Genomic DNA, 13,642 nt, shown 5'->3' on the forward strand with positions numbered 1-13,642 from the left:
GCACATGCGGAACAAGGTCCTAGCGTAGGCGAAATTTTCAGGTAGATTATTTAAAATCTTTTTTAAAATAATTAATTCATTTTTTCTTTGCAATGGTGTTCTATCTAAAAGACACAACAAAAACAGGAGCACATCGATGCCCACGAGGGACACGCCATGAATGCCCACAGCGATTCAATCGACATCGCCATCATCGGTTCCGGTTTTGCCGGCCTGTGCATGGCGATCAAACTCAAGGAAGCCGGGATCACCGACTTCTTTATCGCCGAGCAGGCCGAGACCCTCGGCGGCACCTGGCGGGACAACCATTACCCAGGCTGCGCCTGCGATGTGCAGTCCCATGTGTACTCGTTTTCGTTTGCGCCCAACCCAAACTGGACGCGGCAGTTCGCACCGCAGGCGGAGATCCGCGCCTACCTTGAACACTGCGCGCAGCGTTTCAAGCTGGCGCCCTACCTTCGCTTCGGCATGGGCCTTGAACGTGCGGTGTTCGATGAACAGCAGCAACGCTGGCAACTGAGCTTCAGCGACGGCCGCAAGGTCAGCGCGCGGGTGCTGGTGTCGGGCATGGGCGGGCTGTCACGCCCGGCGTTGCCGGATATTGCGGGGCTGGACAGCTTCAAGGGCAAGCGCTTCCACTCCCAGCAGTGGGACCACGCGTATTCATTGAAGGGCAAACGCGTGGCGGTGATCGGCACCGGCGCCAGTGCCATTCAGTTCGTCCCACAGATCGCGCCGCAGGTGGCGCATCTGGACCTGTTCCAGCGCACGCCGCCGTGGATCATGCCCAAGCCGGACCGCGAAATCTCCCGCGTCGAGCGCTGGGCCTTCAAGCACCTGCCCTTCACTCAACGCCTGGTGCGCGGCGCTTTCTACTGGGCGCTGGAAGGTCGTGTGGTGGGGTTTGCCCTGCACCCGAGGTTGATGAAAATGGTGCAGAAAATCGCCCTGCGCCACCTGCGCAAACAAGTGGCGCGCCCTTCCCTGCGCAAGACCCTCACCCCGGACTACACCATCGGCTGTAAGCGCGTGCTGATCTCCAATGACTATTACCCGGCGCTGTCGCGCAGCAATGTCGAGGTGGTCAGCGACAAGGTGCTGCGCATCGAAGCGGACGGCGTGGTCACGGCGGACGGCATCAAGCACCCGGCCGATTGCCTGATCTTCGGCACCGGTTTCCAGGCCACCGACCCGCTGCCCCGCGATTGCATCATCGGGCGCGACGGCATCGACCTGATGGATGCCTGGCGCGACGGCGCCCACGCGTACAAGGGCACCACCGTGCCGGGCTACCCCAACCTGTTTTTGATCGTCGGACCGAACACCGGCCTTGGGCATAACTCGATGATTCTGATGATCGAGGCCCAGGTCACTTACATCCTGGATGCCATTACGCAAATGCAGCGCCAGCGCATTGCCACGGTCGAGGTCAAACCCACGGTGGAGCTGGCCTATAACCAGCAGCTGCAAGCCCGGCTCAAGCGCACCATCTGGAACACCGGCGGCTGCCAGAGCTGGTACCTCGACCCGCGCACCGGCAAAAACACCACGTTGTGGCCCGGTTCAACCTGGCGTTTCAAACGTGATATCCGGCACTTCGCGCTCAAGGACTATGTCACCGAGCTGTTGCCCACCTCGACACCCCGCCCGGTTTCGGCGCCCCACTCCACCGCAGAAGGCAGCCTGTCATGAAGTCATTCAACGGCCGCGTGGCGGCAATCACTGGCGCGGCGTCCGGCATGGGTCGCGCATTGGCCCTGGCGCTGGCACGCGAAGGCTGCCACCTGGCGCTCGCGGACAAGAACAGCCAGGGTTTGGAACAGACCTTGGCGCTGATCAAGACCTCGACGCTGTCACCGGTGACGATCACCACCCACGTGCTGGATGTGTCCGATCGCCAGGCCATGCACGACTGGGCCGCACGCTGCGTGACCGACCACGGCCAGGTCAACCTGATTTTCAACAATGCCGGCGTGGCGCTGTCGAGCACCGTCGAAGGTGTGGACTACGCAGACCTGGAGTGGATCATTGGCATCAACTTCTGGGGCGTGGTGCACGGCACCAAGGCGTTTTTGCCGCACCTCAAAGCCAGCGGCGACGGACACGTGGTCAACACCTCCAGCGTGTTCGGCCTGTTTGCCCAGCCCGGCATGAGTGGCTACAACGCGAGCAAGTTTGCGGTGCGCGGCTTTACCGAATCGCTGCGCCAGGAACTCGATCTGCAACGCTGCGGGGTGTCCGCCACCTGTGTACACCCCGGCGGAATCCGTACGGATATCTGCCGCAGCAGCCGCATCGACGCGAACATGACCGGTTTTCTGATCCACAACGAGCAACAGGCCCGCGCCGACTTCGAAAAGCTCTTCATTACCGACGCCGACCAGGCCGCCAAGGTCATCCTGCAGGGCGTGCGCCACAACAAACGCCGCGTGCTGATCGGCCGCGACGCGTATTTCCTCGACCTGCTCGCCCGTTGCCTGCCCGCCGCTTATCAAGCCCTGGTGGTGTTTGCCAGCAAGCGCATGGCGCCCAAACAGCGCACGCCGGTGTTTGAAACCAACGACGAACCTCGTCTCTGAACAGGAGCACCCATGATGCTGCCCATCCGTCGCGATATCCGTTTTGCCTTGCCCGCCGAGCGCATCAAAAACTGGCATGAACAAGGCCCGTTCGTCACGCACTTCTTCAACGCACTGTCGCTGTTGTTTCCCCAGGGCGAACTGTTTTTCATGGACAGCGTGCGCCACTACCGCCAACGCATCGACGATCCGGAGTTGAAAAAGGAAATCCAGGGGTTCATCGGCCAGGAAGCCATGCACAGCCGCGAGCACGTGGCCTATAACGACCTGATGCAAGCTGCCGGCCTACCGGCGCACACACTGGACCGGCGCCTCAAATTCATGCTCGACCTGCAAAAGAAACACCTGCCACCATCGTTCAACCTGGCGGTGACCATCGCCCTCGAACACTACACGGCAATGCTCGCGGAAATTCTGCTCAGCGACCCCACGCGCTTTGGCGAGTCACTCAAGGGCTACCAACAAATGTGGTACTGGCACGCCCTCGAAGAAACCGAACACAAAGCCGTGGCGTTCGATGTGTGGAACACCGTGATCCAACCCGGGCCTGGGCGCTACCTGCTGCGCACCGGCACCATGCTGACCACCACGGTGTTCTTCTGGCTGGTAGTGCTGGATTTCCACCTGCGCCTGCTGATTGCCGACCGCAAGGCCGGAGGGCACGTGAAGGGCTTCTGGCGCATGCTCAAGTTTCTCTACGGGCCCAAGGGCGTGTTCCCGCGCATGCTGCGGCCATGGCTGCACTACTTCAAACCGGGCTTTCACCCCTGGGACCACGACAACCGCGCGCGGCTGGCGCAAATCGACAAGCTGGTCGAAGAAATCGAGCAGACGCAGCGTGAGTTCACCGCCACGCCAGCTTAAATCCGAGTGGCCGCACGCTCGCGCACAAAGCGCTCCAGCTGATCGGCGGGCAGCGCCTTGCTGAAATACCAGCCCTGAACAAACAGCTCGGTGCCGGTATTGAGGAAGGCCAGTTGCTCGGCGGTCTCCACGCCTTCGACCACCACCCCCAGGTTCAGCGCCTCGCAAAAACGCAGCATGCCGGTCAGCACACGGGCACCTTGGGGGTCGTGCTGGGCCACCACAAAGCTGCGGTCGATCTTGATGAAGTCCACCGGAAACTGGTGCAGATAGCTCAACGCGGAAAAGCCGGTGCCGAAGTCATCGATATAGACCTTGGCGCCCATCGCCTGCAATTTCTGGATCGTCTGGCGCGTGGCCGGAACATCGCGCACCAACGCATCTTCGGTGATCTCTACCGACACTTGCCCATGGGCCTGGGCAAGAATTTCCACCAGACGCTCGCCATAGGCAGCATTCGTCAGGGTGGCACTGGAAATATTGATGGTCATCGGCAGAGCAAAGCCGACTTTCTTCCAATGCTGGTACTGGCGCACGGCCTGGGAGGCTACCCAGACATCCACGTCAGGCATCAACCGCGCCTGCGCCAGCCACTGCAGAAACTCCCACGGCGAGTGCACCGTGCCCTGGCTGTCGCGGGCGCGCATCAGTGCTTCGCAGCCGGTGCATAACCCGGTGCGGGTGGAGACCTGAGGCTGGAATTCGAGGTAGAACTCATAATCGCTGATCTGCTGGATACGGCTCAGTTCGACGGCCTGGCGTGCCAGCGCCTTCTGGGACGCCAGCACCGGGTCCAGTTCCAGCAGCCGGCCCTTCTCCTCCAGGCCGCGAAAGGTCATGTCCAGCGACTTGAGGTACACCGTGCTGGCGTCGCTGGACTGACGATGAATTGCGCGCACATAAGGCGCATACACCAGCGTGCCGATGCCCAGCAGCGCCACCTGCAGCACCACGGCCGCCATGTCGCCGTGGGTACTGAGGTAGGCGTTGAGCAACACCGGTGCTGTAAACGGTACGCTGGCCACAGCCGGTGATACCCAGCCCAGGTGTACCGCCGTCAGCGCCAGCATGGCGTTGAATGCCGGCACCAGTAAAAACGGAACGAACAAGCGCGGATTGAGAATGATCGGCAAGCCGAACAGCAGCACTTCGCTGACATTAAATAGCGATAAAGGCAGACTGGCCATCGCCAGCAGGCGCATGGACTGGCTCCTGGAAAACAGCAGGATCGCCAGTAACAAGCTCAGTGCACCGCCCGACCCACCAATAAACGCGAAACACCCCAGCAGGCCACTGTTGAGCGCGTATTTGATCGGCTCACCTGCCCCCAGCGCAGCGCCATTGAGCAGCACAGCCTGGTCCAGCACATCGAACAGCGGCTGCAGGGCATACACGCCGTGGATGCCAAAAAACCACAGCAGGGAATTCATCAGGGTCACAAACAAGCCGCTGCCATACGGCGATTGCAGCGCATCGAGCACCTGCGGCCCTTGCAGCTGCGCCACGGAAGGTATCTGCAACAGCAACGACAACACCACCACCAACGACAGCGCAGTGATAGCCCCCGGCACCACCATGTTGATGGCGCCCCGCAGGTTATGGCCCACCAGGTCTTCGTTGACCAGACGCGTCCAGCGAAAGCGATGCAGCCAGGCCACTGCCGGTACATTCAGCAACGGCGAGGCGATGGCGATAAACAGTACAAACGTCGCCGACGCCCGCGGGTAATCGCGCAAGACGAACGTGGCGACCACCACATGCGCCAGGCACTGGAACGCCACCGGCAATTGCGGCAGGCGATACTGGATCGCCAGCATGTAACCAATGGAGGCGGCCACCAATAGCGGGATCACCGAGCTGATCTGGTTATGCAGCCCCGACAACAAGGCCACCACCTGCGGATCAAACCCCAGCACCCTGGCGCATTCAGAAAGAATCAGGAAACCGGCCGACACCAGCAAACACGGCAAAATCCACAACAGGCCTTCACGGATGGCGCGTAACGACTCCGTGCTGGCCAAGGCCGCAAGGCGCTGAGTGAGGAAAAGTTTGAACAGCGTTTTCGCCATGACCCGTCCCTCTGCCCATCGCCCTCTGCCGTGGTCGGCAGCCTCGATATCCCTTGCAACGCTACACGGCCAGAGACCGGGAGCGAAAGGCTTTTGCCGTGACACCAGCAATTATTCAGAATTAATTTAACCTCCCTGATCCTTGTCGGTCAGGGTGATTAAGCTCATCCTTTGCAGCTTAATTCTCGAACGGACTCGAGCCCAGGCCTTGCTCCGTCCGCTTTATACGACATCTAGGTGCCTGCCGATGCGACCCACCCTGCCGCTGACTTTTGTATTGCTGGTTTTTTCAAGCGTCGCCGTCTACGCCAGCGTTACAGATTTTCCTGACGCCCAGGCCAGTGATCCTGCTCGCCTCAAATGGATGGTCGGCGCCCCACCGCCACCGGACCGCACCGTGCGTTTTGACGATGGCAGCTATTTTCGCTTCCCGGCGATGCGCTGGAGCGTGGCGAACTTTCGCCAACTGATGCCCACGCTCAATGTTCCCCGTGGGCTCGGCGCGCCCTTGCCTCTGCCCCGGCAGCTCGACCCACGAATCGATGCGCTGCCCGTCGTGCCTACCGGCGCCAGCCAACCGCTGACGTGGCGCCAGGCACTGGATGCCACCTACACCGATGGCATCGTGGTATTGCACCGTGGGAACGTCGTGTACGAGCGCTACTTCGGCGTGTTGACGGACGATGGGCAACACGCGGCCATGTCCGTCACCAAATCGGTGATAGGCACACTGGGCGCGATGCTGGTGGCTGACGGCACCCTCGATGCGCGTAGGAAAATCGCCGACTATGTGCCCGAACTGGGCCAGTCCGCGTTTGGCAGCGCCACACTGCGCCAGGTCCTGGACATGACCACGGCCCTGGATTACAGCGAAGACTATGCCGACCCCAACGCGCACGTCTGGGCCCATGCACAGGCCGGCAATCCGCTGCCCAAACCCAAGGACTACACCGGGCCGCGGAGTTATTTCGAGTTTCTGCAGACGGTGCGGCAACGCGGTGAACACGGGCAGGCATTTGGCTACAAGACGGTGAATACCGACGTGCTTGGTTGGGTGATCGCACGCGTCACCGGGCGCAACGTCGCGCAACTGCTCAGCGAGCGCATCTGGAGCCGGCTGGGCAGTGAACAGGACGCCTATTTCACCGTGGACTCCATCGGCACACCGTTCGCCGGTGGCGGCTTGAACGCCGGGCTGCGGGACATGGCCCGTTTCGGTGAAATGCTGCGCAATGGCGGCCGCTTCAATGGCCAGCAGATCGTGCCTGAAAGCGTGGTCAAGGATATTCGCCAGGGCGGCGATAAAGAGGCTTTTGCCAAGGCAGGCTATAGTCAACTCAAAGGATGGAGTTATCGTGCCATGTGGTGGGTCAGTCATAACCCCGATGGCGCCTACATGGCCCGCGGCGTCCACGGCCAGAGTATCTACATCGACCCTGCGGCCGAGATGGTGATTGTGCGCTTTGCTTCCCATCCGGTTGCGGCCAATGCCGCGAACGACGGTGTCACCTTGCCGGCCTATGCGGCCCTGGCACGCTACCTGCTCGAAAACCCGGGCACCTGAGCAACATCCATCATCGGGCACCATGATCTGCGCCACGTCATGAGCCTCCCTCAAAATGTACTATCGGCGTGTTTTGGCTCCCGTAGGAAAAGGAGCCCGACATCAAGGAGAACTGTTCAAGATGCAATACAAGCTGTCCCACAACCTGCGTCCACTGATGTTCAACGCCCTGCTGTGGGTAGTGGGCGTCACCTTGCTGTTCATGGCCAGAAATGTGATCGAGCGCCTCACCGGGCCCGTCGAAGAAACCTGGCTGGACTTGGATCTGGCGGTGATGCTGGGTGCCTACGTGTTATTTTTCCTGCTTGAGCCGATACGAAATCGCCTAAGCCGCCGCTTACGCAAATACCTGCGCCGCTGAACCCCTCACCACAGGCCCGCTACCGGCGCCCGAGCCCCCAGGAGTTTTACCTTGTCCCAACCCGGCGATAACCACCAGCGCGCCCTAGACAGATTCTTGACCGAACATCCAGAGGTGGCCACGCAGCTGGACACCCTGAACCCGCTGGCTGCTCAGGCCAAGCGCGAAACCCTGGAGCAGTATCGCGCCGAACGCCTGCATGAAGCCTTCGAAGCCGAAGCTGAACGACAGAACCTGTTTGCCTGGGAGCTGACACTCAAGTTGACGGCCGATTCACCCGAGGCCTTCGAAGCCCAGCGCCTTGAAGTGCACAAGGAAGTTGCACAAATGGCCGGGTTGAGCTGGGCCGACTACTGCCAACTGCATGGCCTGGCCCATTGAGTATTGGGTTACAGCCACCCGCGTCGAGGCTGGTTGGCTATCGCTTCGCGTAACTCGGCGACGCTCAGCTGTCGGCGTTCAGGGTCAACCGCCAGGGCCGAGCGCAAGGCTGGCCAGCAGCGCTTGGGCAGTTGCCGAGGCCGAACCAAGGTGTGCATGGGCTGACGCCCATCCAGGCGTTGGCCATGGGCCAGCTCGTACACTACGCAGGCCACGCCATACAGGTCGGCGGCGGTGCTCAGCGCCCCGCCGGCGAGTAATTCCGGGGCAACGTACGCGGGTGTCCACGCGTTAAAACGGTCGCGATTCAAACTCGGCAACCCCGCCGCCCCCGGCACCTGCCCATGGCCCAGGCCGAAATCGAACAACCGCACACCTTCTTCGCTGACCATGACATTGGCAGGCTTGATATCGCCGTGCAGTACGTTTTGCTGATGGATGTAAACCAATGCATCCAAAAGCTGTAAGACCATCGGTTGCAGTTCTCGCCAGGGCAACCCAGTGGGGCACTCGGGCAGCAGCCGGTCCAGCGTGATGCCATGCATCAGTTCCATCGTGAAAAACGCGGCCTGGCTGGTTGTATCAACCTCGAACGAAAATGCCCGCACCACACCGTCGTGGCGCAGGCTGCGGGTCAGGGAAAACTCGCTGTACAGCAGCACATGCGCGTCCGGGCACTCAGACACAGTCTCGCCCAGCAGCTTGATTGCCACGCTGGAGCAGGACGCGCCAAATTGCTCGTGCAACAAGTCACGAGCGCGATAAACCACGCCCATCCCGCCCCTGCCCAACTCGCGTTCGAGGTGATAACGCCCGGCGAGTAGGCAGGGCGCCATTGATGTGTCATTCATGGCTGTACCACCACGGCGGTCAAATCATCCCGCGCGGGCCTGCGCAATACCGTCGCAAATAAACACTCCAGCACCTGCTGCGGCGTTCCCACGCTCAACGCAAGTCCCAGGTCTGCGTGACTGAGCGCCTGATACAACCCATCGCTGGCCAGCAGAAATACGTCCCCTGGCCGGGTGCTGAGTTCCAGCACCTCAAGCTGCAGCGGCGTTCGTGCACCGATGGCCCGGGTCAATGCCCTGGCCTCCGGGTGGGCTCGAGCTTGCGCCACACTCAATTGGCGCTCATCCATGAGGCGCTGCTGCAGTGAATGATCACGCGATAATTGGTAAAGCCTTTGTTCGCGCCACAGATAACATCGACTGTCCCCTGCCCACACACAGGCGGCGCGCCCCTGCTCGAGCAGCAATGCCACCACCGTACTGCCCATCGTGACATCGCCGCGCGCGTCAGACCGGTTACCCGCCTTCGCCAACTGTTGGCTGACCTGTTGCAAACGTTGCCGAGCCGCGTTGACGCGCTGATTAAGGTCACCTGTGGCAGACAATGAAGCGAGACTGCGGATCACCCATTGGCTAGCCACATCACCGCCCTGGTGACCGCCCATGCCATCCGCCACGGCCCAACAGCCATGTCGCGAACCGTCCAGGAACGCATCTTCGTTACGCGGCCGGGCCTGCCCCTGCTGTGTGCGCCCGGCACTGCGCCACTCAATAGGCTGGTTGCTCACAGTTGCTCAGGCAGGCGGAAAGTGCGCCACGCCTCCATGTCAAACGGGCTGGGCGTACGCTGACTGGTCAGCAAGTAATTGGCCCGCAGCCCGGCAAGGTCGGCCTTGAATATCAGCGCATGCCTGCCGGTCGCCGGCTCTCGCTGCATCAAGTCAAAAAACCTGAACAACGACCAGGCGCCGGTATCTTTCTCGATACCCAGGGGGCGTTGCTCCGTGCCCCGTTCCAATACCAGGCTGCTGCGACCGTTGTCGGCCTCCATCGGCCAGTCAAACACCATGGGCACGATGGGACCATGGCGGTATTCCAGCTGCTTATCGCCAAAGCGCAGGGTCGCCCGACTGACCGACTGATCCAGGCTGTAGGGCGCCACGGTAAATCGAACCGACACCTCACCCTGTGGCTCAGTGAAAAACACCTGGCGGATAACCTCGGCTTTCGTCAGTTGATCCAGCACCGAACGCGAAACCGGCAAGCCATTGCCATCCAGACCACGCAACCTGTAACGGTTGCCGTCAACGCTGACGAAAGGCCGCAGGTAGTTTTCATAAAAGCGCGCCATGACGCCCTGGGGTTTGAAGAACTCTTGAAAATCATTAAGGGCAACATCGCTGCTCGCATGAGCATCGAACGGGTAACGCTGGCGGATCGCCTTGGCATACAGTCCATACACTTCACTGTGATAGCGCTGATTGACGTGCGCATAGGCCCCGTCCAACAGGTGCCGCCAGCTGTTGTCAGCCATCCCTTCAAACCAGCCTGCGAGCGGCAGCGGTAACCGTGCAGCGGCGTCACGCAGAGTGCCGAGCACATCCTGCTGCCCTTCCATTCGCCGCTTTACCCGTTGAAAAGCTGCCTGCTCGGGCGAGCTCTCGCGGTTGAGCGCAGCCAGTTGCAGGTGCAGCTCGTCGAGCAGGCGCAATGCCTGCGTCAACTCGACGCCCGGGTTGTGCTGCTCGTCGAGCAACTGGTGCAGTGGCTCAAAGCGTCGTTGCAACGCTCGCCGGGCAGAGTCTGGAAGGACCGCTTTCGCCCCTTCAGCCACGGCCGTCTGAGCGATTACCCCCAACGCTCCCGTCTGAACGGGTACGTTGGCCAAAGCGTCATGACCGGGCAGCAAACGCGTGTTTTCTCGCAACAGCAGCAACAATTGCATCAGCGGCGACTGCGCAGACGTCAAGCCCGCGAGCTGTTCGGCATCCTGCCTCAAACTGTCACTGTGTTGCAGGCTGACGCGGCCAAGGGCGGCACTCCAGGTATCGGCATATTCGCTGAAATAGCGCTGCTGCAGCTCAATCATCAGCCGCCGCAAGTCCATGGCACTGAGGTCGGCGCCCTCCCCCAATACCCAGTTGTCCTGCGCGATGGCATTCACCAGCCGCGGCCCCTGTGCCTCGAAGTACTGCCAATACCTTTTGGTGTAAAACCCGGGAATAGGCGGATCAATACCCGCGAATACCCTGCCCTCGGCAAGCCGCAAAGGCTCGAGGTTGCGTGATTGCTCGCGCAACACCCGGTAAACCACATCTGCCAGGGACTCACCCCGCAACTCTTCGCGAGCCTTCGCCACGAGGGCTTCATCGAGCGACGCAGTGAACGGTTGCTCAAGCAGCCGCGCCAAGTGTTCATTCAGGCGTTTGTGCAGCGACGCATCACCTGGATAACGCGCAGACCAATGGTCTGCCATGTGCTGCGCCAACCACCCGGTATCCCGGCGCTCGCGCAGATTGAGCATCAGGTAGGCGCGCAGGTTTTCCAGCAGTCGCTCACGATTGCCAAGGCTGGTGCGTACTTGCTCCTCAAGCACTATCGTTAGCCGGTCCAGCAACAGCTGCTGCACGGCCAGCTGATACGCGTGGGTCAAGGGTGGACGGCTCAATTCACCCTGATAAAGGCCGGCGCGCTCAACAAACCGCGCGTCTTCTGTTGCAGGGAAAACCTGCGTTGCCGCCCAGCGGGCATCCAACAGCGCCAGCAGTGTGAGGGTGTCGTCAGCACTCTGCGCAGCGGGTGCGGGTTGCATCGCCAGTGCAGCCACTTGCGCCAGGCGCTGCTGATTGACGGTGTAGCTGTGCGTCCACAGCCAGCCTGCGCTCCCGAGAACCAGCACAACGGCCATGGCCAGTAATCCCTGGCGCAAATGGATGCGCCGTTGCTCCGGGGTCTGCAGACCGGCGAGGTCTGCCTCGGCAAAGATCACCCGACTGAACAGGCCCTGCACGAAATGACTGTGCCTGTCGCCGACGCAGGTCAGATAGAAACCCCGCAACCCGCTGATGCGCTGATAACGATGCGCGGAAAAAGCCGACTCCACGAACAGGCACAACCGCTCGCCGAGTTGGGCCGCCTGCTGGGGGAAGTCGAGCATAGGGCCACGGCGCTCGACATTGCGCTCCTGATGCAATCGTGTGATCAGTTCACCGCTTAAACGCTGTAGCAGCTCGTCGAACGCACGGCGCACCTGTGCGATGTCAACGCCGCCCTTGCCAACATCGAGTGGCTGGCCAAGCACGCTTTCTGCCTCTTCTCCCTGAGGCGCATCAAAGAACTCGGCAAACCCCGGCACGCGGTCAGACTGGGTCAACACCAGATAGATGGGAACGTCCACGTGCAACGTTTGCTGAACCTCCTGCAGGCGTGAGTGCACTTGGCGAGCCTGCAGGTCCAAATCATGCTCATTACGGCCCAACAATGTTTCAACCGACAAGGCCACCACCACGCCATTAAGCGGGCGCACTCGGCGCCGCTGCCTGAGCAGACGCAACAGCATTGACCAGCCGGCGGCGTCTAGCGTGCTGTCAGGTTGCGTCAGGTAACGACCGGGGGTATCGATAAGTACGCCTTCGCCAGCGAAATGCCATTCAGCATGAGCCGTGCCTGCCACCGCCATCGCGTCTACGCGATCAAATGGCAGCTGTAAGCCCGCCGCCGCCAACAGCCGCGTCTTGCCACTGCCCGGCTCGCCGATCAACAGGTACCAGGGCAAGTTATTACGCCATCGCTGATTGTGCCCTGCGTACCGCGGCGAGGTTTTCAAGCGGTGGACGGCCTCTTTGAAGCGACCGCGTACCTGTCGCTGTTCGTCCTCAATCCATCCCAGTTGCTCATGGCGTGCCAGGCGTTCAGATCTCTTGAGCTCAGCTGCCCGGCGTATGCCGGCAAGGACCATCGCCAGCCCCCACAGCAGAAACAACACGCTGATAGTGACCAGGCGAGCACTCGCGCCTTGCCAGAAGCGGTGATCATCCACGGCCAGCAGCGGACCGAAACACCACACCAACACCGCGCAGGAAAGTACCAGCAACAAGCTCCAGACCCAAATCGTGCCCAGCACGGTGCGCGCGCTCTTGAAGAATGCGTTCATTCATTGCTCCCAGCGTTTACAAGGGCGTCTGAGTCAGTTCCGACGCCGAAAATTGAAAGGGTGGCAGCGCCCGCGTGGCTTCTTCACCCAGCCGCCAGGCAAATCCTGTGTACATCGCCAACAAACAGGCCAGGGTAAAGACTGCGACCCAAGTCACCGGGATGACGGGTAATCGTTTACGTCGCGCACGCCCTGCTCGCGTGGGCTGCAAAGGCGCCGACAGTGGCTCGCCTCGCACGTGCCTGATCTGTCGGTACAAGGCATCGCGCACGGCTTCAAGTTGGCTGACACCTCGCTCCATGATTCGGTATTTGCCTTCGAACCCGATGGAGAGGCACAGGTACATCAGCTCCAGCATCGCCAGGTGCTTGACCGGGTCGCGGGACAGCCGCTCCAACAGTTGGAAGACCTTCTCCCCACCGAAGGTTTCGTTGTGAAAGCGGCTCAGCAGGCTCATCTTCGACCAGTCACTGCGGCTGCCCCACGCCGTGGTCACCACGGCTTCATCGACGACGCTGCACAACACATAACGTGCCGACATCACCTGGCTGCTCTCGACACCACTGTGCAAGGCGCGGGCTTCAAACTGAGTGATCGCCAATACCATCCTGTCGTTGACCGTGCCCAAGCTTTCGCGGCCAGAGGCGCTCTTGAGCTGAACCACTTGCGACAACAACGCCCATGCGGCCTCAACGAGAGGGTTGAACCCCATCTTGAAGCGCGGGGTTCCTCGCTCATGGGCGGCGTAGATCATTCGATCTTCCAACTGCTCAAAGCGCGGCGGCGCAGGGAAATCCGTTATCGGGCCGTTTCCCGGCCCACGGCCCTGATGGTCGAGCAAAACAGTCTTTTCATCCTGCAGGTATTCACTGTCCATTGT

11 protein-coding genes are annotated in these 13,642 nt (G+C 61.0%); 6 read left to right on the plus strand and 5 right to left on the minus strand.

The window, feature by feature from the left end:
• Positions 1-156 precede the first annotated feature (156 nt).
• From AC19YS_RS23600 to AC19YS_RS23610, 3 genes are read left to right on the plus strand one after another with little or no spacing between them, the layout of a single operon-like run.
• On the plus strand, positions 157-1,692 hold the full coding sequence (locus AC19YS_RS23600) for a flavin-containing monooxygenase (protein WP_200624816.1): 1,536 nt from the start codon (positions 157-159) through the stop codon (positions 1,690-1,692).
• Positions 1,689-2,579, plus strand: a complete 891-nt coding sequence (locus tag AC19YS_RS23605) for an SDR family NAD(P)-dependent oxidoreductase (RefSeq protein ID WP_200624815.1) — start codon at positions 1,689-1,691, stop codon at positions 2,577-2,579. Before AC19YS_RS23600 ends, AC19YS_RS23605 begins: the two co-directional genes overlap by 4 nt.
• Before the next feature lie 15 nt (positions 2,580-2,594).
• Entirely contained in the window at positions 2,595-3,443 is an 849-nt protein-coding gene (locus tag AC19YS_RS23610; protein WP_200624854.1) for a metal-dependent hydrolase, read from the plus strand.
• Here the strand turns inward: AC19YS_RS23610 and AC19YS_RS23615 are convergent.
• Positions 3,440-5,512: an EAL domain-containing protein gene (locus AC19YS_RS23615; RefSeq protein ID WP_200624814.1), complete on the minus strand. Its 2,073-nt coding sequence runs from the start codon at positions 5,510-5,512 to the stop codon at positions 3,440-3,442. The two genes, AC19YS_RS23610 and AC19YS_RS23615, sit on opposite strands and share 4 nt — an antisense overlap.
• 247 nt (positions 5,513-5,759) lie before the next feature.
• On the opposite strand from AC19YS_RS23615, the gene AC19YS_RS23620 reads away from it, so the two are divergent.
• The 3 genes from AC19YS_RS23620 to AC19YS_RS23630 all read left to right on the plus strand — a co-directional run bounded on the left by AC19YS_RS23620 (position 5,760) and on the right by AC19YS_RS23630 (position 7,818).
• A complete protein-coding gene (locus tag AC19YS_RS23620; RefSeq protein ID WP_200624813.1) occupies positions 5,760-7,076 on the plus strand; it encodes a serine hydrolase domain-containing protein in 1,317 nt (438 codons plus the stop codon).
• 121 nt (positions 7,077-7,197) lie between these two features.
• Entirely contained in the window at positions 7,198-7,437 is a 240-nt protein-coding gene (locus AC19YS_RS23625) for a hypothetical protein (RefSeq protein WP_106577840.1), read from the plus strand.
• 51 nt (positions 7,438-7,488) lie between these two features.
• On the plus strand, positions 7,489-7,818 hold the full coding sequence (locus AC19YS_RS23630) for a DUF6388 family protein (RefSeq protein WP_106577839.1): 330 nt from the start codon (positions 7,489-7,491) through the stop codon (positions 7,816-7,818).
• 8 nt (positions 7,819-7,826) lie between these two features.
• On the opposite strand, the gene AC19YS_RS23635 is transcribed toward AC19YS_RS23630, so the two are convergent.
• The 4 genes from AC19YS_RS23635 to icmH are packed head-to-tail and all read right to left on the minus strand — an operon-like array spanning position 7,827 to position 13,639.
• A complete protein-coding gene (locus AC19YS_RS23635) occupies positions 7,827-8,669 on the minus strand; it encodes a serine/threonine-protein kinase (protein WP_200624812.1) in 843 nt (280 codons plus the stop codon).
• Positions 8,666-9,397, minus strand: coding sequence for a PP2C family protein-serine/threonine phosphatase (locus AC19YS_RS23640; protein ID WP_200624811.1), 732 nt, complete (start codon positions 9,395-9,397; stop codon positions 8,666-8,668). Before AC19YS_RS23640 ends, AC19YS_RS23635 begins: the two co-directional genes overlap by 4 nt.
• Positions 9,394-12,762 (minus strand): type VI secretion system membrane subunit TssM, encoded by a 3,369-nt coding sequence (gene tssM / locus AC19YS_RS23645; protein ID WP_200624810.1) that lies wholly within the window; start codon positions 12,760-12,762, stop codon positions 9,394-9,396. The genes AC19YS_RS23640 and tssM overlap by 4 nt, the downstream gene beginning before the upstream one ends.
• A gap of 16 nt (positions 12,763-12,778) precedes the next feature.
• Positions 12,779-13,639, minus strand: coding sequence for a type IVB secretion system protein IcmH/DotU (icmH, locus tag AC19YS_RS23650; RefSeq protein ID WP_200624809.1), 861 nt, complete (start codon positions 13,637-13,639; stop codon positions 12,779-12,781).
• Positions 13,640-13,642 lie beyond the last annotated feature (3 nt).

Source organism: Pseudomonas sp. MF08831 (genome assembly GCF_059862645.1).

Coding starts and splice junctions, on each gene's coding strand:
- AC19YS_RS23610 (WP_200624854.1), top strand. CDS start 2,595: ATGCTGCCCATCCGTCGCGATATCCGTTTTGCCTTGCCCGCCGAGCGC.
- AC19YS_RS23615 (WP_200624814.1), bottom strand. CDS start 5,512: ATGGCGAAAACGCTGTTCAAACTTTTCCTCACTCAGCGCCTTGCGGCC.
- AC19YS_RS23625 (WP_106577840.1), top strand. CDS start 7,198: ATGCAATACAAGCTGTCCCACAACCTGCGTCCACTGATGTTCAACGCC.
- tssM (WP_200624810.1), bottom strand. CDS start 12,762: ATGAACGCATTCTTCAAGAGCGCGCGCACCGTGCTGGGCACGATTTGG.
- AC19YS_RS23600 (WP_200624816.1), top strand. CDS start 157: ATGAATGCCCACAGCGATTCAATCGACATCGCCATCATCGGTTCCGGT.
- icmH (WP_200624809.1), bottom strand. CDS start 13,639: ATGGACAGTGAATACCTGCAGGATGAAAAGACTGTTTTGCTCGACCAT.
- AC19YS_RS23635 (WP_200624812.1), bottom strand. CDS start 8,669: ATGAATGACACATCAATGGCGCCCTGCCTACTCGCCGGGCGTTATCAC.
- AC19YS_RS23620 (WP_200624813.1), top strand. CDS start 5,760: ATGCGACCCACCCTGCCGCTGACTTTTGTATTGCTGGTTTTTTCAAGC.
- AC19YS_RS23605 (WP_200624815.1), top strand. CDS start 1,689: ATGAAGTCATTCAACGGCCGCGTGGCGGCAATCACTGGCGCGGCGTCC.